Raw genomic sequence first — 23819 nt, forward strand, 5'->3', positions numbered from 1 at the left:
CCCCTTTTAAAGGTACCTAACATTAGTCAGTCATTATTTGTTGGTGTTGCTTTTCTTCTAGTTTGTTTATCAAATAAACTGTATATTACTGGCACCACGTAAAGTGTTAAGAAAGTAGAACTGATTAAGCCCCCAATAACAGTAATCCCCATAGGCTGATTAATCTCTGTTCCTTCTCCTATACCTAGTGCAAGTGGAACTAAACCTAAAATAGTTGTTAATGCGGTCATTAATATAGGACGGACTCGATCTCTAACTGATGTTGTAATTGCTTCGAATGAGTCCATACCATCTGCTTTTCGCTGATTAATATAATCTACTAAAACAATTCCGTTATTCACAACAATTCCAACTAGAATTAGAATTCCAATAACAGTCGAAATACTTATTGGTGTACTTGTAGTAAATAGACCAATGAATATCCCAATCGTAACAAGAGGTACTGTAAACATAATAACGAAAGGATATTTATAAGATTCAAATTGGGCAGCCATAACGATATATACTAATACGACCGCCAGTAATACTGCCAATATCATATCATTTTTAGCATTATCTAATAACTCTCTATCCCCGCCAAATGAGATGAGAACATTATCTGCCAATGCTACTTGGTCAATTGCTTCATCAACAAAATCAGACATTTCACCTAAAGAGTAATTTGATTCATATTTTATAGTGAATGTAACTGCTCCTGCTTGATCGACTCTTCTTATTGTTAATGGTCCTTCTGCTATTTCTACATCCGCAACATCTTGTAACATAATGAATTGTCCAGAAGGAGTTCTAAGTTTAAGTTGCTTTAGTTGTTCGACGCTATTACGATACGCCTCGTCATATTTCACATATACTCCGTAAACATCCTCATGTTCCGAAATAATTTGGGTGGCAAATGCTCCTCTAGTAACATTATTTACTGTTTGAGCGATTTGTACTGGTGCTAGACCATATTCAGTTGCCGCCTCTTTCTTTACAGTCATTTGTACTTCTTCGACTTTTTCTGTTAAATCGTTTCTTATGCTTGTAACACCTGGAATCTTATCCACTTCTTTATAGATTGATCCAACTGCATGATTTAATTGATCTTTATCTGCTGAAGAAATAGTGAAAGATAGAGAGTTCGGAGCTGAACCAGCAGCCGTTTGCATATTAAAATTCACTTCTACATTTTCACCAGCCGCAGCTATTACTTTCGGTTGAACTTCATCTACAAAAGTAAAAATAGAACGACTTCGATCTTCTAACGGAATCATCTTGACATATATTTCAGCCATATTAGACTTCGAGGTTCCTCTAGATTGGCCTTCTTGGTTTCCTCCAACAAAACTTACGTAAACTTCTACATCTTTTTCTTTTTGTAATTGCTTCTCTATTTTCTTTACAACTTCGTCCGTTGCTAAAAAAGAAGATCCATTTTCAAGTCTTACTGCAATAGTGACAAATCCTTCATCAGTCGCAGGTAAAAATTCCGTCCCCGTGCGGAACAGTCCAAGCGTTGAAATAAGTAACAAAATAACTGTAATCGAAAGTATCAAAGCACGATGGGATAATGACCATTTTATAGAACGTTCAAAATTATTGTATGCTTTCGAACGTCTTCTTTTTGCTTCTATATTCCCTTTTGGCTTCGTAAGCATCCTACTTGCCATCATAGGTATCACCGTAATCGCAACTACTAATGAAGCAAATAAACTAAACGAAATAGTTAAAGCAAATTCAGTAAAAATTTGTCCTATTAATCCAGAAAGAAATACTACTGGTACAAAAACGGCAACGGTTGTTAGAGTAGAAGCTGTAATAGCCCCAACTACTTCCTTTGTTCCGATATAAGTTGCTTCTTTTGGATTTTTTCCTAACCCTAAGTGCCTTTCTATATTTTCGATTACAACAATAGAATTATCTACAAGCATGCCTATACCAAGTGCTAATGCACCTAACGTCATAATATTTAATGAAAATCCAGCAAAATACATTAAAACAAACGTCACAATTACTGAATAAGGAATTGCTACACCTACAATAATTGGACTTCTAATGCCTTTCAAAAAGACGAACAATACGAGCATTGCTAAAATTCCACCTGTTATAAGGGTTGTGCCAATATTGTCTATAGCAAGCTTTACATAATCACCTTGATCAAATAAAATATTTGCTTTTACTCCACTGAACTCTTCTGTTGCAAGTTGCTTCTCTAACGCTTTTTGAAACGCCTTTGATACACTTGCAGTATTGGCACTAGATTCTTGAAAAACAGATAACAAAACGGCCGGTTCATTATTCGCTCTCGTTTCTGAATTCTGTTCTTTTTCAGCAAGTTGAACCGTAGCTATATCTGCAATCGTTACTTTGGTCCCATCAAGCGGATTTACTGTAACAACTAAATTTTTTATATCATCCAGATTCGTTAGAGAGCTGACTATTCTTGTTGTAAGCAATTTATTATCTTCAGTTTCAATAGGATTCCCCGGTAACGATATATTATTTGCTTGGATTAGTTGTACAATGTCATTTTGCGTAAGCCCTTTTTCTTCTAATACATTCTGATCGAGTAAAATTTGTACTTCTTCTACAAGTGTTCCAGAAACATTAACACTTGCAACTCCCTTTGTACTAATTAGTTCCTTTTCTAATTTCTCTGCTACTAGCCTAATATCTTCATCTGAACTTGTCCCACTCAAAGCTAATTGAATTACTGGAAATTGCGCAGGATCAAACTTCAGAAACTGTGGCCTTCCAACATCTTCAGGAAGTATCGTTACGTCCATCCTTTGCATAACATCTAGTTCTATTTCATCCATATTCGTAGACCAATCAAATTCTAATAAGATAAAGTTGGCACCTTCCTGTGAAGTACTTTTGATCGACTTTATCCCAGGTAAAGTACTTAAGGAAGATTCTAATGGTTTTGTTACTTTTTCATTCACTTCTACTGGACTGGCACCAGGATAACTTGCCACTACGACACCTATCGGAGGATTTAGGTCCGGTATTAAAGTAATAGGAATTTTAAAAAAAGAAACTCCACCTAAAATAATTATTAAAAACATAATTACGGTCGTAAATATTGGCCTTTTTATGGAGAAATCACTTATTTTCATTTTCGGGTTCCACCTTCTAATTTGCTACTTCTATCATATGCCCTAGCTCCCAAGAGTTCAAATACGAAAAAAGATAAACAGGACGAGCTCACGAGAGTAATAGCGGATACAGAATATTGGATTTGCGGATGTGGGCTTGGAATTTGCGCTTAGCGGCTGGGTACTTGCGATTAGGGCTGACTTTGCGTTTGGGTGAACTTGCGCATAGAGTCTTTGAATTTGCACATACGAGCTTTGAACTTGCGCATATGGGCTTGGAATTTGCGCTTAACGGGTGAGAACTTGCGCTTTGGACTGAATTTGCGTTTGACACGCTTTAATTTGCACATAGAGTCTTTACATTTGCAGATACAATCTTGGAATTTGCGATTAGCGAGTGGGAACTTGCGCATAACCGGAAGGAACTTTCGATTTGGGATGAATTTGCATATAGAGTATACAATTGGCACTTGTGTAGCTATAAATTAAAGAGGTCATCTGATTGAACAAGATGACCTCTTTTGAATTAAAGAAGATTATATAGTTTTATGTGTTCGTATTTATCTTGGAACCATCTTGTAGCGAATTCATTTTCAAATAAGAAAACATATTGATCGTAACGGTCTCGCACTAGCATACTTCTTGGACCTGTCATCGATTCTTTTACGTCTTCTTCATTTTCAATCCATCGAGCTACTTTTGAACCAATTGGCTCCATACGTACTTCTACATTGTATTCATTTTTCATACGGTGCTCAAATACTTCAAATTGTAGCTGTCCTACTGCTCCTAAAATAACTTCTTCTGTATGGAGAGTCTTATAATATTGAATAGCACCTTCTTGTACTAATTGTAAAATACCTTTATGGAAATGCTTAGACTTCAATACGTTTTTGGCAGTTACTTTAACGAATAGTTCTGGAGTAAATTGAGGAAGTTTTTCATAATTAAATGCTTTTTTTCCTCCAACTACAGTATCGCCTATTTGATAATTTCCAACGTCATATAGACCAATGATATCACCCGCTACTGCAACATCTACAGTTTCACGATCATCTGCTAAAAATTGAGTAGATTGCGTTACTTTGAAATTTTTCCCAGTACGAGCAAGCGTGACATTCATTCCTCTTTCGAACTTACCAGATACGATACGGACGAAAGCAATACGATCTCGGTGAGCAGGGTTCATATTCGCTTGAATTTTAAAGATGAAACCAGAAAATTCTTCTGTTAATGGATCTACCACTTCGCCATTATCTGCATTACGTGGCTGTGGAGTTGGAGCAAATTGTAAGTAAGTCTCTAAAAATGTTTGTACCCCGAAATTCGTCAATGCGCTTCCAAAGAATACAGGTGTTAGATCTCCTGAAAGTACTTTTTCTTTGTCAAAGTCATTACCTGCTTCATTTAACAGCATAATGTCTTCCATTGCCTGCGTATAATAGGAAGTTTTTTTCATTGGATGATCAACTGCTAGTTCACCGTCTTCATCTAAGGGCAGGTATCTTTCTTCTTCTTCTGTACGGAATTGTTCAATTCGGTTATTAAAACGATCATAGATTCCTAAAAACTCTTTCCCCATACCAATAGGCCAATTCATAGCATATGACTGGATTCCTAACACTTCTTCTAGTTCTTCCATCAGTTCCAATGGTTCTTTTCCTTGACGGTCGAGTTTATTAATAAACGTGAAAATCGGAATCCCTCTCATTCGACATACTTTAAATAGTTTTAAAGTTTGTGCTTCGATTCCTTTAGCAGCATCGACAATCATAACAGCGCTATCTACAGCCATAAGCGTACGATACGTATCTTCACTGAAATCCTGATGCCCTGGAGTATCCAAAATGTTAATTCGACAATTATTAAAATCAAATTGCATGACAGAAGATGTAACCGAAATACCACGTTGCTTTTCGATTTCCATCCAGTCCGATGTTGCAAATTTCCCTGTTTTTTTTCCTTTTACTGTTCCTGCATCACGAATTGCTCCACCAAAGTATAAAAGCTTTTCTGTAATAGTTGTTTTACCAGCATCTGGATGGGAAATAATTGCAAAAGTTCTTCGTTTTAGTATTTCATCTTTTATTTTTAAGTCCATATTTTGAGTATCTCCTTCTTATTTACTTTTTTATCATATGGATTCAAGCGCGAAAATACAAGTAAAAAAGAATCAGTCAACGGTAATTTTGCGAATTTAATCACAAAATCTGTTGCTGATTCTTTCAAAATGTAGATTAAGACATTTTGGAGGTTACATATGCATACAAAAGATTAGCAGTATGTTCTAACGACTCAACATGTGTTCTTTCATATGCATGAGACGCTTCTATTCCTGGACCAAATAACGCATGTTTCACATCAAATCCAGCTCGAATTGCAGCCGATGCATCTGAACCATAAAACGGATAAATATCTAACTTATAATCAATATTTTCCTTCTTAGCAAGTTCTACTAATTGTCGAGTCAACTCATAATGATAAGGTCCTGAGGAATCTTTTGCACAAATAGATACTGTATATTCATCGGATGTTTGACCATCCCCAATAGCTCCCATATCAACTGCAATGTACTCCACTGTTTGCTCCGGAATATTAGAGTTTCCACCGTATCCGATTTCTTCATTATTTGAAATATAAAAATGAGTCGTATTTGGTAGTACAATATTATTTTCTTGAATCGATTTAATTAATTGAAGTAATAAAGCAGTGCTTGCTTTGTCATCCAGATGACGAGATTTGATAAAACCTGATTCCGTTTCTTCAAAGCGAGGATCAAATGAAACAAAGTCTCCTACTTCAATTCCTAACAGACGTGTTCCTTCTGCATTTGTTACTTTTTCATCAATCCGAACTTCGATGTTATTTTCATCTCGTGCTAGTCCGCTTGCATTTTTATAAACATGTACAGATGTTTGATGCATAAGAATTGTACCGCGAATTTTTTTACCACTCGCTGTATGAATTGTGCAGTACTCACCTTCAACAGCATTCCAGTTGTAGCCTCCAACCATTGTTAGTTTTAATCTTCCACTTGCTTTCACTTCTTTAACCATTGCCCCGAGAGTATCTGTATGTGCAGTTAATAAACGATGCTTTGAATCATCTTCTCCTTTAATCGTAGCGATTAAAGCACCTTTATTTGTTCGTTGATATGGTACTTGAAGATCCATTAAAATCTTCTCCATAAAATCCATTATCTCTTTTGTATAACCTGATGGACTTGGTGTTTCCACTAAGCTCTTTAGTAATGAAACCGTCTCTTTAGCATTAAAAGTAAATGTCATATTGTTGCGTCCTCCTTTTATTCCATTATTCTATCTTATCAAAAATTAATATTTTCATACAGAACTAATTATAGTAGGTTCAGGTGCTTCTGATTACTAATTAATACTTTTTCTACTAAACTTTCTCAAAAATAATAAACATCCACAAACTTGTAAGATTCGCGGATGTTTGTAAAGTTATTTTAGAAGACCTCTTACAAGTTTCACTTTGTTTTTATATGGTGGGAAGACTATATTGACAGGTAATTTAGTGTTCTTTTTAAGTATCGATTTTTGATGAGTAAATAATGTAAAGCTAGATTCTCCATGATAGGCTCGGTGTCCTGAATTGCCTACTCCTCCAAACGGTAAGAATGCACTCCCCGCATGAGAAATTGTATCGTTAATACACCCTCCACCAAAAGAGAATTCCTGTAAAAAGTAACTTTGTGCTCTTTCATGTTCACTAAACATATAGGCAGCTAGAGGCTTTGGTAATTTACGAATTTGACGAATGATAGTTGGTAAATCTTTGTAGGAAATAATCGGTAGGATTGGTCCGAAAATTTCTTCCTCCATTGATGGACTAGAGAAATTTACTCCATCAAGTATAGTTGGCTCTATATATAAATCATTCCTATCTGTACTTCCTCCAAATATAATATGATCCTTTTCTTTTTCCAGCATTTCTTCTAAACGACTAAAATGACTCTCACTTACAATCCTACCGAGATCAACACTGTCTTGAATTGATTTCCCATAAAATTGATGAATCGTTTCTTTTAAATGTTCGATAAATTTCACTTTTACATTTTCTTCTACTAAAATATAATCTGGTGCAATGCAAGTTTGACCTGCATTTACTAATTTACCCCAAACTATACGTTTTGCAGCCATTTCTAAATTTGCAGTATGATCTACAATAACTGGACTCTTTCCTCCAAGTTCTAGTGCTATAGGTGTTAGTCGTTCAGAGGCCGCTCTCATGACAATTTTTCCAACTTTTACACTACCGGTGAAAAAGATAAAATCAAAAGGTGCATTGATTAATAAGGACGTTTCTTCCTTTTCACCTTCCAATACACGAATATAACGTTGATCAAATGTTTCCTCTATAATTCTTTTTATCACTTTTGTCGTATTTGGAGTTATTTCAGATGGTTTAATGATTGCACAATTTCCACCACATATGGCACCAAGAAGTGGTTCTATCACTAGTTGAAATGGATAATTGAAAGGTCCAATGATTAGAACCGTACCATATGGATCATGGACGATAAAACTTTTAGAAGGCATTAAAGCAATTGGTGTTTTTACTTGCTTTGGCTCCATCCATTTTTCCAAATTTTTCTTCATAAATGAAATACTTTCATAGACAAGTCCTATCTCAGTAGTATATGCTTCAAATTCACTTTTTCGTAAATCATCATGCAATGCTTGAATGACTTCTTTTTCATACTTTTTTATCGTATTTTTCAAATTATCCAGTTGTTCTATTCGAAATTTGGCAGTTCTAGTTACTCCTGAATAAAAAAATGTTTGGTTTTCCTCTATTATTTTATCCAATTGTTCCGCTGAAAAATTCATAATAAGCATCTCCTTATTGTTATAATCGACCTTTTTCTTAAGAAAATCATACATTTTTTTTCTTATATAGGGAAGAATATTACCTTCAAAGAAACGAATGTTAAAACTTCTTTCTTTTTAAATACATGAATGACACGAAATGTGGAAATACTCTTAACTGTAGAGAGAAATTCTTTTTTTACACTTTCCACTCCATTAGTCTATAAGTCTTATTTTTGCTTTATGATTATTGATTCATTTTTCAAACAATAAGTTTATTACTGAAATTTGTTAGGGTATACAATGATCAAATGGATATCGGAAAATAAAGGAGGAAATAACATGACTGAAACAGAAACTACTTGGTGGGAACCTATTTTTACTGGTGCAATTGCAATGGGAATTAACAAAGAACGATTATCTGAATTAAACGAAGAAGCATTTTTATATTTCACAGAAAATCAAGACGAAACGGAGCCCAATAATTGAATAGACTTTCTACATAAGATCAGCTTTCCTAGAAAAGTGACAGGAAAGCTGATTTTTTATTCGATATTTCTCCATAAATATAATGCAGCGTAACTAAGATATGGGGACCATGTGGAGAAATGCATTGTGATTTCTTCTTTGGATGGTTTGCTCTCCAGTTTCCAAATTTGTTTTAATGAGTTTTGAAGTCCAATATCAGCAGTTGGAAATAAATTTTCTCTACCAAGTCCAAATAATAAAAAGCTTTCTGCTGTCCATGGACCTATTCCTCGATATTTTATGAGTGTATGAATAATCGTTTCATCTGATTCATTGGAGAGGGATTTCAAATTCAACTCCCCTTCTGCAATTACTTTTGATATACCGATAATATACTCTGCTTTTCTTGTACTAAATTGCATGCTTCGAAGTGTTTCTACATCTAACAAAGCGATTTTATCTGCATCTGGATATAACCATACGCTATCCACTTGTTTTCCAAAAGCTTGCACAAATCGTTCCGTTAATGTTCTGGCAAATGAAAGATTTAACTGTTGGTGAATAATACTTTTTATAAGATTTGCGTATAAGGAAAAATCTGTAATGATAGGAGTTCCTTCAAATTTAACAAACAGTTCCTTTAAATTGGTATTAGCAAAATGGGCATTAACTGGTTCTAAACTACGATCAAAATGAAAAATGGATGATATACGTTCTAGCTGTTCGGCCGTTTTAATTCCTATTAGATTAAATTTAGGCTCTTCAAAAGACCCAATACTTTGTATTGTAATGATCGAATTATCTAACGGAATTTTAATTGATTGCTCGTTTACATTTACTGCATTTAGAGGATCCAAAGCAAGTCTTGCAATTGCGTCGTCAAATCTATATGCAAATGGTAATTCAATCGTCTGTGTCAATATTTTCGCTCCTTTTATCATGTGCTAAAATACTATTGGTGATGATGATGAAAAAATGGTTTCTAATATTAGGGCTACTCTTCCTTTTTGGTTGTGAATCAGTTCCTACAAGCGAGATTACAAAAACAAGTGGTACAACGAACCAGGTACCAATAGAAGTTGTTGAAGTAATCGACGGAGATACAATTAAAATAAATTATAATGGAAACATTGAAAAAGTTCGATATTTACTTATCGATACTCCGGAAACAAACCATAAAACACTTGGCAAACAACCTTTTGGAGAAGATGCAAAAGTTCGAAACAAAGAACTTCTGAATAGCGGAAATGTAACGATTGAATTTGATGTTGGTAATCGATTCGATGACTATGGCCGAATGCTTGCATATATTTACGTAGATGGTGTAAGTGTTCAAGAAACACTACTTGAGGAAGGATTAGCACGAGTTGCATATGTATTTCCCCCAAACACAAGATACTTAGATAATTTTGAGAAAGCTTCGGACACTGCAAAAGTTGAACAAATTGGTGTGTGGGAGACAGATGACTACGTTACTAATCGTGGATTTGATGCCTCTGCTATTTCAAAATCAAATAATCGGACAAATAAGTCGGTGGAAAATATTATGAAGTAACCAATCCTGAGAAGTGGTTTTGTACCGAACAAGAAGCAGTTCAAGCTGGATTTAAAAAATTTGGAGAATAAGAAGAGTAAACGTAGAAATACCATGGTTTTTCGCTACGACGGACGCTTTTCGTGGACATGGCTTCAGTCTCCTCGTCACTGCAAAGACACTGGCCAAATAAAGTTCGGCCAGTGTCTTTCCTGCGGGAAAGCGAGACAGACGAGACCCCGCACGAAGAAGGAGGCTCGTCGCTCGCCCGCGGAAAGCAAATGCCAAAGCGATAAAAACTCTTAACGACTATTTGATAGATAATTTAAAACGACTTGCGCGTTATCAGTTCGTTAAATGAACGTAATAACAAGAAAATCCCATGAGCCTGAACTGCCCCGTAAATGTTAGACATCAACTAACATTTACGGGGTGTTTTTATGTCTAAATATACAGTAGAAGTTAAATTACAAGCGGTGGAACGCTATTTAACTGGAAACCAAAGCTATAAAACTATTGCAGAAAGCATTGGCGCAGCTAAATCTCAAGTCATTACTTGGGTAAAACTGTTTGAAGCACAAGGTGAACATGGTTTTCAGAAAGACGACTATACAAGTTACTCATCAGCGTTTAAACTAGACGTACTCAATTTTATGATCAAAACTGGTGCGTCTCTTCGAGAAACCGCAAGCACATTTAATATTTCTTCCCCTAGTACCGTGTATAAGTGGGAACAGTTGCTTAAGACAAAAGGAATGGACGCGCTTGAACCAAAGAAAAAGGGGCGTCCATCCATGAAAAAAGAAACGAAGAAAATTATATCACCAACATCCACTCTAGCAGAAGACTCAGTCGAAGCTCTACAAGCGAAAGTCGAGCGTTTAGAAATGGAAAATGCTTATTTAAAAAAGTTAAACGCTTTAGTTCAGACGCAGGAAAAATTACAAACAAGATCAAAGCGCAAGTAATTGTTGAACTAAAGGGACAATATGAGGTCGTGGATTTAGTTGAGGTCGCTGACATTCCACGCAGTACTTATTACTACTGGGAAAAACGATTGGATCAAGTCGATAAATATGAAGCGGTAAAAGAAGCCATTAAGATCATTTATCACGAACATAAGGGTCGTTATGGTTACCGTCGCATCGCGAAAGAACTGCAGAAATACGGTTTTACTCATGACCCGAAGACCATCAACCGCTTGATGAATGAAATTGGTTTAAAATGTGAGGTCCGTATGAAGAAGTATCGCTCTTATAAAGGAAACGTTGGGAAAATCGCTCCTAATGTACTACAACGTGATTTTAAGGCAGAGAAAATGAATCAAAAATGGGTAACAGACGTGACTGAATTCCATCTATTCGGAGAAAAACGTTATCTGTCACCTGTTCTTGATTTGTGTAATGGGGAAATTATCGCATATAAAGTCATGAATCGACCGGTCTACCAACTTGTAGGAGATATGTTAGACGAAGCTGTTCAGCGCCTCCAGCCAGGAGACGAAGTCATCCTTCATTCCGATCAAGGCTGGCATTATCAAATGAAAAAATATCAACAGACATTACAAGCACATCAAATTACACAGAGTATGTCTCGTAAAGGGAACTGTTTAGATAACGCAGTCATTGAAAATTTCTTTGGCCTATTAAAGTCTGAACTGCTTTATTTACAAGAGTTTGAGAGCATGGCGCATTTTGAAAAGGAATTAGAAGAATATATGGATTATTATAATCACAAGCGAATGAAGGTAAAATTAAAAGATCTGAGCCCGGTAGAATACCGAACACAGATCTTAGAAGCTGCCTAAATTATTTGTCTAACTTTATTGGGTCAGTTCAGCCTCATGGGATTTTCACTTTTTTTATGTTCTTACACCTGTAATATTAGCTTCAGGTGCAGTATCTTCAGGCGGTATGTCTTCAAACGTTTCGTTCGCTTCTTCCAAATCTCTCGTGCGATGTGCTAATCTTGAAGCAGCACTTGCAGCAATGCTACCAACTAAATCATCTAAAAATGTATGCACTCCATTTCCCGATTTCGTATCAAGTTTTGAAATTAAACCTATTTTATTTTTATCTAAGTGCCCAAATGTTGTAACAGCAATACTTCCATACGTGTAAACGGAACCTAATGCAATCGTTTCATCTACGCCGAATAATCCTTCATCTGACTCTACTAATTGTTGAAGCGGTTCTGATAACATTTTCTTTTCAGCGAGTTCATCCAATTCTATTCCAACTAAAATTGCATGCTGCATTTCTCTTTTTTTCAAGACACTCTTTATGGATTCCACACAATGTTCAATTGTGAGTCCTTTATTGTATGGAATTTGCATTTCATAAACAATTTTTGCAATTTCCTCTATCGTAACACCTCTTCGTAATAATGCATCATTTGCAGCTTTTTCAACGGCTCTTGAATGTACTCTTGATGTCCCTCTATCCAATTTTATTATCCCCTTTATCTTACTGATTAGTGTTTATTATACCTCTGTTCATGTATATGTTACAATTTCTATACAACATGATTATTAGTAGGAGGTTCACGATGAACAAAGGAGTTGTACAAGATCTGACGCTTTTTAGCGAAGCATTGCAAGAAGAGATGCAATTGCTAATTTATTTACCACCAAATTATTCTCCATTGTATAAGTACTCTGTCCTTATCGCAAATGACGGGAAAGATTATTTTCAATTAGGACGAATTTCTCGAGTTGCAGATGAATTATACGAACAAAACGAAATTGAAAACCTAATTATTGTAGGTGTACCATATAAAAACGTTCCAGATCGAAGAGAAAAGTATCACCCTGATGGACAGAAGCATCAATCATACATACGTTTCCTTGCACAGGAACTTGTACCTTACATAGATGCTAATTATCCGACTTATCAAATTGGAATGGGACGTGCATTAATTGGTGACTCACTAGCTGCTACAGTTTCCTTACTTACTGCACTTCAATACCCAAATACTTTTGGAAAATTAATACTACATTCCCCACTTGTGAATGAGTATGTATTAGATCAAGTAGAGAATCATAAAGAAGTACATGCATTTTCTCTATATCATGTAATTGGCAAAGGTGAAACAGCTGTCAAAACAGGAGATGGATTATTAACCGATTTCATCACCCCAAATAGAAAATTGCATAATTTATTATTAAATAAAGGTTTTTCTACGTTTTATGACGAATTAAACGGAGACCATACTTGGAAGCTTTGGCAACCAGATATGAAGCGATCACTATTAAACAATTTCAGTTTATAGATGTTTTTTTGTTATAATGGTTATGTGATCCGTAGAAAATTTATGAGGAGGTAATTAAAAATGAAATACGGTATTGTTGCTTTCCCATCGAAGAAGGTACAGGATTTTGCTAACTCCTATAGAAAGCGTTATGACCCGCATTACGCACTTATTACACCACATATGACTATTAAAGGTGTATTTGAGGCAGACGAAAATGAAATCAAAACAATCGCACGAAAAGTGGACGAAGTTGTGAGAGGTCATAAACCATTTATTTTGAAAACTTCCAAGGTTAGTTCATTTGCTCCAGTGACAAATGCTATTTACTTTAAGGTAGAGCCAACTGATGAATTACTAGCTTTACGTAAAGATTTAAATGCTATAGAACTGAACGATAGTGAAAATTACGCGTTTGTTCCTCATATTACGATTGCACAAAAAATGAATTCTAGCGAACATGATGATATTTATCCTCAACTAAAGATGATTGGTGCAGAATTCGAAGAAGAAATTGACAGACTTCATTTACTTTATCAATTAGAAGATGGTTCTTGGACTGTTTACGAAACATTTAGATTGTCTGGAGCTGAATAATAATTGGTTAACGCAAAAATTGTAGGAACAGAAAAAGAATATCAAGATGCTATTTTCATTAGAAGAAAAGTATTTGTTGAAGAACAAGATGTTCCGCTACACTTGGAATTAGATGAGTTTGACCAAGACGCTAAACATTTTGTCGCATACGATGGTGATACTCCATTTGGTGCAGGGAGAATTCGAACAATTGAACCTTCTATTGGAAAAATCGAGCGTGTTTGCATACTTCCATCTTACAGAGGTAAAAATCATGGCAACTTAATGATGCAATGTATGGAAGATCACGCACAAGCAAATGGTTTTCAAAAATTAAAGCTAAATGCTCAAAGCCATGCTATACCATTTTATGAAAAAAGAAATTATACGATTACGTCTCCTGAATTTTTAGAAGCTGGAATTCCACATCGTGCAATGGAGAAAAATTTTTAATAATATATCAATAAGAAAAACCGTTAGTGGAATTTATTTTTCCATTAACGGTTTTATTTTTAGTTACTGGTCATATATACAAGTTAATAATATTTCCTTTGCGACTGATTTCTGCGACTTTCGGTGATAAATTTACCGGGTTTGGTTGAATAAAGCTTTTAAACAAAGGAAGGATAGATGGTTCTTTTGAGTCCAATAATTGCTTTTCTTGGCTCTTCTCGAATTTCTGTTCTTGTTGCTCAAGATGTTTATCAAAATTTGATTTCATTCTTATTCCATTTACATTATTGATATAAGCAAAATTATAATCATCCATTAGCATACGATTCGCATAATTTTGTGACTGGATCGGTTGAACTGGAATGATGTAACCCATTTTCTCCACCTCCTGCTTGTTTTAACACTCTATACCCTATGCTTCATTGCATGAAACTTATCACTTTTAACATCGGCAAAATAATATTTTGTTGAATATTCAGATTACATCAATTTTTCGATGTCTGATAAACTTAACGAACTACCTTTTTGCAATATAGAATTCGTAAGTTGATCTTCTAATTCTTTAGATACTGGTTTATTTGCTAGCTTGCCAACTTTTCGAACAATTTTACGAACTTGTTTTTCATCCGTAAAATCAGCATACGAGATGGCATTGGCAAGCGTAAAAAGTTCTTCCATTGATACACCAGTTTTATTTTCAATTGCTTTAAAAAATGAATTTTGCATTTACTCTCTCCCTCACATTATCAATATTTTGGATTAATGGAGAAAGCTAGCTCCTACAATAATTAATAAAATAAATAAAACAACGATTAGTACAAATGTTGAACTTTTATTTCCGCCATAACCGCAGTCATAGCCCCCGCCATAGCCAGGATATCCTCCACCACAGTAGCCGTACATACTCTTTCCCTCCTCTCATCTTCAACTTATAGTATGCGGATGGGGAACTGAAAAAAGGGCGAATCAACTAATAAGTAGTTTTTGAATTTTGAAAAATAAAAGCTCCTATTACCCCAAATATTATTGCTGCACTAATACCAGAGCTCGTTACTTCGAACATTCCTGTTAATACCCCAATAAGACCGTGCTTTTCTGCTTCAGCTAAAGCTCCATGGGTAAGAGAATTTCCGAACGAAGTTATAGGAATTGTAGCTCCAGCACCTGCAAAGTCAATTAGCGGCTCATACAGCCCAAAACCATCTAAAATTGATCCACTCACAACAAGTGTACTAAGTGTATGTGCTGGCGTAAGTTTAAATACATCCATTAATATTTGACCAACTACACATATGAGACCACCAACAACAAATGAAGTAATTAATGATGAAATCATTTTATCCCCTCTTTTCCATACGGCATTCAATGGCGTGAGCTATGCAAGGGATTGTTTCACCTTGTTGAAAAGTTAGTGGTGATAATAAGGCTCCTGTTGCAACAAGCAATACACGATTAAATACACCATTTTTTAATTGGTTATACACGTAACTAAAAAAAACTGCTGCAGAACAACCTGCACCACTCGCTCCTGCATTATAAAATGATTTTTCTCCATAAAATTGCGCACCAGCATCTTGTAATATCACACCACTATCTTCATCTTGAAACATTTCCTTTAATATCGATAGTCCTATCTTTCCTAAATCACCTGTCATAATAACGTCATAATCCGCCATCCTACTGTTAGTATTCGTTAAATGTCTTTCAATAGTATCTCTTGCTGCTGGTGCCATTGCAGCTCCCATATGTAAAGGATCTGTTTGACCGCCATCCACTACTCTTCCAATTGTTGCATGTGTAATAATCGGTGCATTTTTTGCTTGTTTTTGTAATAACGCATATCCAGCAGCAGTTACTGTCCATTGAGCAGTTCCAGGTTTTTGAGATCCATATTCCAATGGATATCTAAACTGTCTTTCTACTGCTGGGTGATGACTTGAGGCTCCTGCTATAACCGATCGTGCATTTCCGGATTCCAATAGAAGACTACCAAGAATAACAGATTCCATTGAACTTGCACAAGCAGAGAAGACACCTAGAAAAGGAATAGATAATTGACGTGCGGCAAAGTTTGTTGGAGAAAGTTGATTGATTAAATCTCCTCCAATAAATACATCGATGTTTTCCATTTGCTCGTGTGCTTTACGGATGGTTACTTCACAAGCCTTTTCAATAAAACGTGTATTTGCCCGTTCAAATGTTTCATCTTTTTCATTCTCTAATGGAAGAATTTCATCAAACTCTTCTGCAAAAGAACTTTCTTTTTCTACTGGACCAACCACAACACCTGTGCTCGCTATACTTGGCTTTGCCATAAATTGTATTGTTCCATATGTGTTCACCATGAGACCACTCCCAATTTCACTAAAATTGTTTTAATTAGAGCAACAAAAAAAGCTGAAACAACTCCAAATACGATAACGGAACCAGCTAACTTGAACATATTACCACCAATACCTAATACATACCCTTCCGGTTTATGTTCAATGGAAGCTGAAATAACAGCATTTCCAAAACCAGTTACTGGAACTGCTGATCCAGCACCACCGATTTGCGAAATCTTTTTATATAGTCCAGTACCCGTTAATATCATCGCGATAAAAACCATTGTTGCTACCGTTGGATTTGCAGCTGTTCTTTCGGTAAAGGGAAAGAAGCGGATATAGAAAAATGTAATCAGTTGACCTATTGTACAAATGATTCCTCCAACTAAAAATGCTTTTAACATATTTACAAATAACGGTGTCTTAGGAGTTTGTTGATCGACAATTTTATCGAATTGCTTCTGTTCCATTAGGTCTCTTCCTTTGATAATGATTTTATTTTTTTAATCGACTTTGTCATTTCATCTTCTTGCATACTTTGCTCGATTATTTTTTCAACTTCCCACCGTATCTTTAAATCACTTGTCACTAGGACTTCCTTATCAGGAAACTTTTCCTCTAACTTTTTGGATATTTTTTTTTCAATTTTTTCTTTATTAAACCTACTCATTCTGCGTATATCAATTGCAACGAGAACATCATTTTTGTCTGTAACACTGCTGTAACCCTTTACCGAATCATAATTATTTAATACTTGTTTTATTTCAGATGAATCGTTTTCAGGATAAATTGCTTCATTTACTTCATTGGAACAAGCCGTTAAGAAGCAAAGCAGAAGTATATATATAGCATTTTTCATAGGATTCTCGCTCCTTTTCGAGTTAGTATGAGCTTCGAAAAAAGAAATATACGAAAGTCAATTGAGATATTTGCCCTTACACCAAATGGATAGTTACATAAATTAGAGATAGGTAAAGAGGAGGTGAAATGTAATGGGTTGTGGAAGAATTGAAGATATTACGGACGTAAGAAGAACTGGACGTTGCGTTTGTGATGTCGTACGTGCAATTAAAGATATTCAAGACCAAGCGACTTCGGATTGTCCCCCATGTCCTACAAACTGTTTTTTAGAACCTCTTGGCGGTCTTGTTAGTCCCTCTCGAAACCAAGCTGATACACGTGTATTTATGCTTTTAACAGAAGATGGAACACCTTTTAAAGCATTTTACAGAGATCGAGACAGATGCGATAATGATTGTTTCTCAGTCTTTTTCCGAGTGGAAGATATTTTCGACAGCTGTTGCGCTACCTTACGAGTACTAGAACCACTTGATGCGCAAAGAAAAGAAGTTGATTTATTGAACGCAGATGGAACAAAAATCGACTTACGACAAATTTGCAAAGTGCGTAATTTTGCATTGACTGGTAGCTGTATTACGGTAGATTTAAATTGTTTCTGTGCAATCGAATGTATTGCTGATGTATTTTTAGATGTATGTGACTGATCGTTTCAACCTTGCAGTGTCTACTCCGTTCGGGAATGTCCCGGACGGTTTTATTGTGCAATTTTACAAAGAAAATAAAATCCGCAAACGCAATTTAAATGCATCTTGCCTTCATCGTTTCTAGCGTGCTTTGGACAGCATGTCGGCCATCTTATTACCGGATAAGTTTTAAGAGTGACGAGAAGTGGCAATCCACTTCCCGTCACTCTTCTTCGGTAATCCTATGGCTGTCGTTTGTCCGTGCCCGCTTGAAACGGTTGGAGTCAGATTGGCTATTGCTTAGGTTAATGAAAGAATAGATACTATCTACCTGGCGAGCGAGACAGACCAGCCCCCGCACGGAGCGAAGCGAGGGCACTGAAAAACTGTCTGTTTTTAGAATAAATACTTTTTCATTTCAAGAAAATCGTTGATAAAGGCGACACTCCTGCGGGAATAACGTTAGTCGAAGACCCCGCAGCGAAACGAGGAGACTGAGGCAACGTCCGCGGAAAGGGAGCCGTTTCAACGATTTTTTATGTATTTAAATATTGGACAACCTCATCTGGCAACATCTAATTACCTTTCTTATCTTTGAACAAAAGCCAAGCGCCCTCGTATTCACTTAAGAATTAGCTTTAATGTTTAGACGAAATAGATGTTTCCTCTCTCCGAAATCGCGATAAACCTGTCCAAAGCATACCGAAAACACCGAAGAACAAAGTAAGTAACCAACAGGCAAGTTCTTCTGCGATGCTGGAGTATGGACTTAGAAACGCTTTGTCGAAAATCCAAAAGTCCTGATTTTTCATTTTCTATGCAATAAAAAAACTATCCTTTTTAATTGCACCCCTAACTGTTAGCTTCATACTAACAATCTGGGTGCAATTAAATTAATAAGGATAGTTTTTTCTCTTTTGACGGAATTAATTCATGCATTTAAGCTATTATTCTTTACTTCATTTCTACTCCGCGCCATACTATTTTTTCCACTTGATCCACTCGGTAAGTAATTTTTTCTTCTGGTCCAACCAAAAAAGTGACGAATTCATCATCTACTTTTTCTACTTCTCCAGGGACATGTATCCCACCTTCTATATGAAATACAAGTGGTCTATATACTTTTCGTTGAAATGGTTTTACTAAAAAATTTAACTTTTCTAATATGGCGATTGTCTTATTAGACATGTTAGAACGTATTTCATAGATTGAAGTGCTCTCTTCTCGCTCTTTTTCTTGGACATCTATTTCTACATCTCTCTTATAGTTAGGTGGCAAATGAAAAACTGGTGGACCTTTTATATAAAGTAAAGGATCATTAAAAGAATTCACAGACACATCCTTTTTCCTTTAATTTATGCTCATTTCATTGAAAATGTGCAAAAGCCTATTTAAGATATAGAAGAGATAAACAATGTCGCTAAACCGAGGTAGATTAAAATACTTATAACATCATTAATAGTTGTAATAAAAGGACCGGATGCAACAGCAGGGTCTATCTTCATCCGATGGATTAACAAAGGTATAAATGAACCTGCAAGTGTCGCAACAAAAATGGAGCCAAAAATGGCTGCTCCAACTAGTAATCCAATTACTATATCATGCTTCCAAAAGAAAACAATTCCTACTACAATTATTCCACATAGCAGACCAGTAGTTAACCCAGTTCCAGCTTCTCTAAACAATAATTTAAATTTGCTTTCCTCTTCAATATCACCAGTTGCAATTCCTCTTATTGCAACAGCTAAAGCTTGTGTACCACTATTTCCAGCAGTCCCTGCTATTAGGGGAATAAAAACTGCGAGCAAAGCTACTTGATCTAACGTTTTTTCAAAGATACTCATTAAATTTGCTGTCAACATTCCTAAAAATAACAAAATAATTAGCCATGGTAACCTTTTTTTCGCTGCCTGAAATGGACTTTTATCAAAAGTATCCATATGAGCAACCCCTGCAAGTTTAGAATAATCATCCGATGCTTCTTCATCTAAAACGTCAATAATATCATCGACCGTAACAATTCCTAAAAGATGCTGTTCAAAATCAACAACAGGTACAGCTAAGAAATTATAGTCTTTTATCGTTCGGGCAACTTCTTCCTGATCCTCACTTACTAATATACTTACAACTCGTTCATTCATAATATCTTTTATCAAAGTATCTTCTTCTGCTATGATTAAATCACGTAGCGAAATTACCCCAGTAAGCTGGTGTAATTCATTTACGACAAATAAGTAATATACAGTTTCCGCATTCGGTGCTTCTTTTCTTAAAATAGTCATTGCAGAACGACAAGTAGATGTTTCTGGAATTGCTACATATTCTGTTGTCATAATTGATCCAGCAGTATACTCATCATAATGTAGAAGATCTTTAATCTCTTGAGCAGACTCCTCATCCATTATGCTTAAATAACTGGCTACTTGGTCTTTTCCTAATTCATTTAATACATCAACGGCATTATCTGCATACATATAGGAAAGCATATCAGCAGCGTATGTCGTATCCATTTCTTTCAAATAAAATTCATATTGCTCATCATCAAATTTTGTCGCTTCAAATAACTCCGCCATTTCCTTAGGAGAGAGATAGTGAAAGATTTTTTTACGTATATCTGGCTCCACCTTTTCAAAAAATAACGATTGGTCATATGGGTGAAGCTGCATAAATTCTTCTCTAAATTCGTCCATTAAATCATTACTTAAAAACTCTATTAACTGGGATTCGTCTAGTGCAAGTTGATTCATTTCTTCTTTCACGTATACCCCTCCTTTCAGCGGTTTGTACAAGTATATACTTTACATACTCTCAGTTCCTAACACTTTTCTTATTGTATGTGGTTTATTATTATTAAGCAACTACTATATTGTGTGTTTCCTCGCGAATCTCCATCCTATTATTTCCCGGGAAATCACACCTTGAAACTTTATTAATCCTATATAATAAAAAGGCCCACGATTATCACCTATTATCAAGGTAATAATCGTGGGTATTTATACAAAATTTCGTTCATATCTTTAGGAAATGGTGCCTCAATATGAATTGTTTCGTTTGTAAAAGGATGAAGAAATTTCAATTCCTTCGCATGAAGTGCTTGTCTATCCATTAACAAGAGACTACCACCGTATAGATCATCTCCTATTAATGGGTGACCTATAGACATCATATGTACTCTTATTTGATGAGTCCTCCCTGTATGCAACTTTAGTCTTACATGGGAAATTTCCTCCCCTTGGAACGAAAATCTCTCAAGTACTTGTACAGTGGTCTTAGCATGCTTCCCTTCTGACGAAATAATTCTTTCTATAATACTGCCATCTTTACGTCCAATTGGTGCATCTATTGTAAAGTTATCTTCTAAAAGATGGCCATGTACAATCGCTTCATATGTCCGAAAAATATCTCCTGATTTTTGCATTTCGCTTAATAAATGATGAGCATGACGATGCTTCGCTATACAAATAACTCCAGAAGTATCCTTGTCTAATCGAGTAACAATATGAACAGTCGTCATCAAACCTCTTTCTTCTAAATGCCCAGCTACGTAGTTTGCAATTGTTCCATGTGGATGTTCCCTCGAAGGAATTGTACTAATCCCAGCTTTTTTGGAAAGTATTAATATATGTTCATCCTCAAAAAGAATTGGAAACTCTCCTTTTTCAGCAATTAATCCCTCACTTTTTCTTTCTTTCGGGAAAATGACGGACACTACGTCTCCTATTTTTAAAAGATGACGAACCGTTTTTTCCTCCCCGTTGACGAGAATTTTTCCACCTTCATATTTAATACTTGTTAATGCTTTTTTGGAAATTCCGTATTGTTTTATTGCATCTCTTAATACTTGTTGTTCTTTTATTTCAAAAGACAAAGATATTGGATTGGAGTTCATTTTTCTAGATCACTATCTATAAAGGAATCATGCACTCTTTTCCAAAATGGAAACGATCTAAAACGTGCAAAACGTATTTTTTCATTCGCAACTCTGTACATGATAGATTGCACATCTTTATGCAGTAACTGCAAATGATCAACTGTTACCATAAAGTCCGGCCCCTTGACAGGCTTTAATAAGCAAGAATGATGTTTTGGCAAAACTAAAGGCGCTCCAACGGTACGAAATACTCGATTGTTTATAGACGCAATTTCTGCAAGTTGCATTGCTTCTAGCGAAGGATGCACAATTGCACCACCTAATGCCTTATTGTAAGCAGTGCTACCTGATGGGGTGGACATACACAGTCCGTCCCCTCTAAAGCGTTCAAAATGACTTCCATTCAACTCCACATCCATAACTAATGTTACGTCTGGAGATTTGACAGTTGACTCGTTTACTGCGAGGTATTTGGAGCTATCTTCGCCGTGTCGATAGTTAATAGTCACTTCAAGGAGCGGATATTCTATTACTTCGTATTCTTTTTTTGCAATGCTAATGACCAATTTTTCTATTTCTGAAGGCTTCCAATCTGCATAAAAACCTAAATGTCCCGTATGAATTCCGACAAATGCAACAGATGATGTTCTATGCTTATACTTATGGAATGCATGTAAGAGCGTTCCATCTCCTCCGATGGATAAAACGATATCAGGATTCTCTTCATCCAACTCAAGCCCAAAATCCACTAAGTACGATTTAGCACTTTCCATTAAATTATTTGATAATTTATCATTTCGAGATTGTATGAAAAATTTCATCGTTGGCGATGCCTCTCTTCCGTGTGACCATGTATTCTTGGGGTGGAAAGCTCTTTGTTAGCACTAAAGTATTTTTGTGCTTCTTGTATTTCACCACGTATTAACGACATTTCCTCGTCTAACCGAAATGCTGCTTCTGCTGCATACTGTAACCTTTTTTTTATTTCTTCTGGAAATACGCCTTTATATTTATAATTCAAGGAATGCTCAATCGAAGCCCAAAAGTTCATCGCAAGTGTACGAATTTGTATTTCGGCCAATATATTGATTTCGCCATGTATTGTTTGGACAGGGTACTCAATTATCATATGATAGGATCTATATCCACTTTGTTTTTTATTTGATATATAATCTCTTTCTTCCACTACTCTTATATCTTTTCTTGCTCTTAACATTTCCACTACAGTTTCAATATCGTCGACAAACTGGCACATCATTCGTAACCCGGCAATATCCGGAATTTCTTTTGCTAACGTATCGGAAGGCTCGAATACAATTCCTTTTCCAAGAGATTTATCATAAATACTCGCTAATGGTTTTACTCGCCCAGTGACAAATTCGATAGGCGAGTTCGTATTTTCAATTTCAAATTGTGTACGCATCCCTTTTAGCTTTATTTTCAACTCAGAAACTGCTTGCTTGTACGGCTCTAGAAAACGTTCCCATTGCCCCATACGCGCGTCACCTCCACTTCACATGACTTTTTCTATTGCATTAGAATTTCACTGAATGCCTCTTCTACTGCTTTTGAAAATTCAGCACCATAGTTATCATTTCCTTCAATATTGAATATTAGCATTTCAAGCTCTTCTCTAAACTTATGTAGTGTTAATTCTACTTCTCCAAATTGTAATGTTGGATCCTCTGTAGCTTTTAATGTGCTCACTAGTAGTGGCCAAACTGCTTGACCGAACTTCACGTAATGATAGCCTGTCTCATCTTCTAATAGATAGACAAAAGCTAGCGTATCGGAATCAGTAATCATTTGACCTCCTGCTGCTATATGTATATTTGTTGGAACCTCATCTAAAATAAAACGTATATCATTCTCTAATTGCACTCCACTGTGCACATTAAACGTAATAGGCAAAATAAAATCTTTCCTTTCTATCCATTCTTCCACTATTTTA

26 protein-coding genes and 1 pseudogene are annotated in these 23819 nt (G+C 35.7%); 8 read left to right on the forward strand and 19 right to left on the reverse strand.

Annotation, left to right across the window (positions count from 1 at the left end; all coding sequences use genetic code 11):
* Nucleotides 1-26: 26 nt before the first annotated feature.
* From FG384_RS08480 to FG384_RS08495, 4 genes are all read right to left on the reverse strand, one after another.
* On the reverse strand, nucleotides 27-3098 hold the full coding sequence (locus tag FG384_RS08480; protein ID WP_142642168.1) for an efflux RND transporter permease subunit: 3072 nt from the start codon (nucleotides 3096-3098) through the stop codon (nucleotides 27-29).
* Nucleotides 3099-3603: 505 nt separating this feature from the next.
* A complete protein-coding gene (locus tag FG384_RS08485) occupies nucleotides 3604-5178 on the reverse strand; it encodes a peptide chain release factor 3 (protein ID WP_142642169.1) in 1575 nt (524 codons plus the stop codon).
* Nucleotides 5179-5314: 136 nt separating this feature from the next.
* A complete protein-coding gene (locus FG384_RS08490) occupies nucleotides 5315-6364 on the reverse strand; it encodes a M42 family metallopeptidase (RefSeq protein WP_142642170.1) in 1050 nt (349 codons plus the stop codon).
* A gap of 177 nt (nucleotides 6365-6541) precedes the next feature.
* Nucleotides 6542-7930, reverse strand: a complete 1389-nt coding sequence (locus tag FG384_RS08495) for an aldehyde dehydrogenase (protein WP_142642171.1) — start codon at nucleotides 7928-7930, stop codon at nucleotides 6542-6544.
* Between the two features lie 321 nt (nucleotides 7931-8251).
* Between FG384_RS08495 and FG384_RS19780 the strand changes: the two genes are divergently transcribed.
* Nucleotides 8252-8398 (forward strand): hypothetical protein, encoded by a 147-nt coding sequence (locus FG384_RS19780; RefSeq protein ID WP_166462412.1) that lies wholly within the window; start codon nucleotides 8252-8254, stop codon nucleotides 8396-8398.
* Nucleotides 8399-8454: 56 nt separating this feature from the next.
* On the opposite strand, the gene FG384_RS08500 is transcribed toward FG384_RS19780, so the two are convergent.
* Complete coding sequence (locus FG384_RS08500; RefSeq protein WP_142642249.1) at nucleotides 8455-9300, reverse strand: DNA-3-methyladenine glycosylase family protein; 846 nt, start codon at nucleotides 9298-9300, stop codon at nucleotides 8455-8457.
* A 44-nt stretch (nucleotides 9301-9344) separates the two neighbouring features.
* On the opposite strand from FG384_RS08500, the gene FG384_RS08505 reads away from it, so the two are divergent.
* From FG384_RS08505 to FG384_RS08510, 3 genes and pseudogenes are all read left to right on the forward strand, one after another.
* Nucleotides 9345-9932: a thermonuclease family protein gene (locus FG384_RS08505; RefSeq protein WP_166462413.1), complete on the forward strand. Its 588-nt coding sequence runs from the start codon at nucleotides 9345-9347 to the stop codon at nucleotides 9930-9932.
* 14 nt (nucleotides 9933-9946) lie between these two features.
* Nucleotides 9947-10003 (forward strand): annotated as a pseudogene (locus FG384_RS20510) (hypothetical protein); the annotation flags it as partial.
* 348 nt (nucleotides 10004-10351) lie between these two features.
* A protein-coding gene (locus tag FG384_RS08510) for an IS3 family transposase (RefSeq protein ID WP_142642172.1) occupies nucleotides 10352-11718 on the forward strand; the annotation gives its coding sequence in 2 pieces (ribosomal slippage) (nucleotides 10352-10850 and nucleotides 10850-11718; 1368 coding nt in all).
* A gap of 54 nt (nucleotides 11719-11772) precedes the next feature.
* Here the strand turns inward: FG384_RS08510 and FG384_RS08515 are convergent.
* Complete coding sequence (locus FG384_RS08515) at nucleotides 11773-12357, reverse strand: phosphatidylglycerophosphatase A family protein (RefSeq protein ID WP_142642173.1); 585 nt, start codon at nucleotides 12355-12357, stop codon at nucleotides 11773-11775.
* Between the two features lie 101 nt (nucleotides 12358-12458).
* Here FG384_RS08515 and FG384_RS08520 point away from each other — a divergent pair, with 101 nt between their 5' ends.
* From FG384_RS08520 to FG384_RS08530, 3 genes are read left to right on the forward strand one after another with little or no spacing between them, the layout of a single operon-like run.
* On the forward strand, nucleotides 12459-13181 hold the full coding sequence (locus FG384_RS08520; protein WP_142642174.1) for an alpha/beta hydrolase: 723 nt from the start codon (nucleotides 12459-12461) through the stop codon (nucleotides 13179-13181).
* 60 nt (nucleotides 13182-13241) lie between these two features.
* A complete protein-coding gene (locus FG384_RS08525) occupies nucleotides 13242-13757 on the forward strand; it encodes a YjcG family protein (RefSeq protein WP_142642175.1) in 516 nt (171 codons plus the stop codon).
* 3 nt (nucleotides 13758-13760) lie between these two features.
* Nucleotides 13761-14189, forward strand: coding sequence for a GNAT family N-acetyltransferase (locus FG384_RS08530; RefSeq protein ID WP_142642176.1), 429 nt, complete (start codon nucleotides 13761-13763; stop codon nucleotides 14187-14189).
* Between the two features lie 70 nt (nucleotides 14190-14259).
* Here the strand turns inward: FG384_RS08530 and FG384_RS08535 are convergent, their stop codons facing one another.
* The 7 genes from FG384_RS08535 to FG384_RS08565 all read right to left on the reverse strand — a co-directional run bounded on the left by FG384_RS08535 (nucleotide 14260) and on the right by FG384_RS08565 (nucleotide 17372).
* Nucleotides 14260-14565 (reverse strand): hypothetical protein, encoded by a 306-nt coding sequence (locus FG384_RS08535; protein WP_142642177.1) that lies wholly within the window; start codon nucleotides 14563-14565, stop codon nucleotides 14260-14262.
* A gap of 104 nt (nucleotides 14566-14669) precedes the next feature.
* Entirely contained in the window at nucleotides 14670-14915 is a 246-nt protein-coding gene (locus FG384_RS08540) for a stage VI sporulation protein F (RefSeq protein WP_142642178.1), read from the reverse strand.
* Between the two features lie 33 nt (nucleotides 14916-14948).
* Nucleotides 14949-15092 carry a YjcZ family sporulation protein gene (locus FG384_RS08545; RefSeq protein WP_142642179.1) on the reverse strand — a complete coding sequence of 48 codons (144 nt, stop codon included), beginning with the start codon at nucleotides 15090-15092 and terminating at the stop codon, nucleotides 14949-14951.
* A gap of 67 nt (nucleotides 15093-15159) precedes the next feature.
* Nucleotides 15160-15525, reverse strand: coding sequence for a stage V sporulation protein AE (spoVAE, locus tag FG384_RS08550; RefSeq protein WP_142642180.1), 366 nt, complete (start codon nucleotides 15523-15525; stop codon nucleotides 15160-15162).
* Nucleotide 15526: 1 nt separating this feature from the next.
* Nucleotides 15527-16534: a stage V sporulation protein AD gene (locus FG384_RS08555; protein WP_142642181.1), complete on the reverse strand. Its 1008-nt coding sequence runs from the start codon at nucleotides 16532-16534 to the stop codon at nucleotides 15527-15529.
* The gene (gene spoVAC, locus FG384_RS08560; protein WP_142642182.1) at nucleotides 16528-16983 is read right to left on the reverse strand and encodes a stage V sporulation protein AC; all 456 of its coding nucleotides are present in this window, start codon (nucleotides 16981-16983) and stop codon (nucleotides 16528-16530) included. The genes FG384_RS08555 and spoVAC overlap by 7 nt, the downstream gene beginning before the upstream one ends.
* A complete protein-coding gene (locus FG384_RS08565; protein ID WP_142642183.1) occupies nucleotides 16983-17372 on the reverse strand; it encodes a YhcN/YlaJ family sporulation lipoprotein in 390 nt (129 codons plus the stop codon). Before FG384_RS08565 ends, spoVAC begins: the two co-directional genes overlap by 1 nt.
* A 133-nt stretch (nucleotides 17373-17505) precedes the next feature.
* On the opposite strand from FG384_RS08565, the gene FG384_RS08570 reads away from it, so the two are divergent.
* On the forward strand, nucleotides 17506-18018 hold the full coding sequence (locus tag FG384_RS08570; RefSeq protein ID WP_142642184.1) for a CotY/CotZ family spore coat protein: 513 nt from the start codon (nucleotides 17506-17508) through the stop codon (nucleotides 18016-18018).
* 933 nt (nucleotides 18019-18951) lie between these two features.
* Here the strand turns inward: FG384_RS08570 and FG384_RS08575 are convergent.
* The 6 genes from FG384_RS08575 to FG384_RS08600 all read right to left on the reverse strand — a co-directional run bounded on the left by FG384_RS08575 (nucleotide 18952) and on the right by FG384_RS08600 (nucleotide 23779).
* Nucleotides 18952-19329 carry a hypothetical protein gene (locus FG384_RS08575; protein WP_142642185.1) on the reverse strand — a complete coding sequence of 126 codons (378 nt, stop codon included), beginning with the start codon at nucleotides 19327-19329 and terminating at the stop codon, nucleotides 18952-18954.
* A 59-nt stretch (nucleotides 19330-19388) separates the two neighbouring features.
* Complete coding sequence (mgtE, locus tag FG384_RS08580; protein WP_142642250.1) at nucleotides 19389-20744, reverse strand: magnesium transporter; 1356 nt, start codon at nucleotides 20742-20744, stop codon at nucleotides 19389-19391.
* A 224-nt stretch (nucleotides 20745-20968) separates the two neighbouring features.
* On the reverse strand, nucleotides 20969-21886 hold the full coding sequence (locus FG384_RS08585; protein ID WP_142642186.1) for an RluA family pseudouridine synthase: 918 nt from the start codon (nucleotides 21884-21886) through the stop codon (nucleotides 20969-20971).
* Nucleotides 21883-22689, reverse strand: a complete 807-nt coding sequence (locus tag FG384_RS08590) for an NAD kinase (protein WP_142642187.1) — start codon at nucleotides 22687-22689, stop codon at nucleotides 21883-21885. The genes FG384_RS08585 and FG384_RS08590 overlap by 4 nt, the downstream gene beginning before the upstream one ends.
* A complete protein-coding gene (yjbM, locus tag FG384_RS08595; RefSeq protein WP_142642188.1) occupies nucleotides 22686-23363 on the reverse strand; it encodes a GTP diphosphokinase in 678 nt (225 codons plus the stop codon). Before yjbM ends, FG384_RS08590 begins: the two co-directional genes overlap by 4 nt.
* Nucleotides 23364-23395: 32 nt before the next feature.
* Nucleotides 23396-23779: a UPF0738 family protein gene (locus FG384_RS08600; RefSeq protein WP_142642189.1), complete on the reverse strand. Its 384-nt coding sequence runs from the start codon at nucleotides 23777-23779 to the stop codon at nucleotides 23396-23398.
* Between the last annotated feature and the right edge of the window lie 40 nt (nucleotides 23780-23819).

The organism is Psychrobacillus vulpis (assembly GCF_006861825.1).
In the GTDB taxonomy this organism is placed as follows: domain Bacteria; phylum Bacillota; class Bacilli; order Bacillales_A; family Planococcaceae; genus Psychrobacillus; species Psychrobacillus vulpis.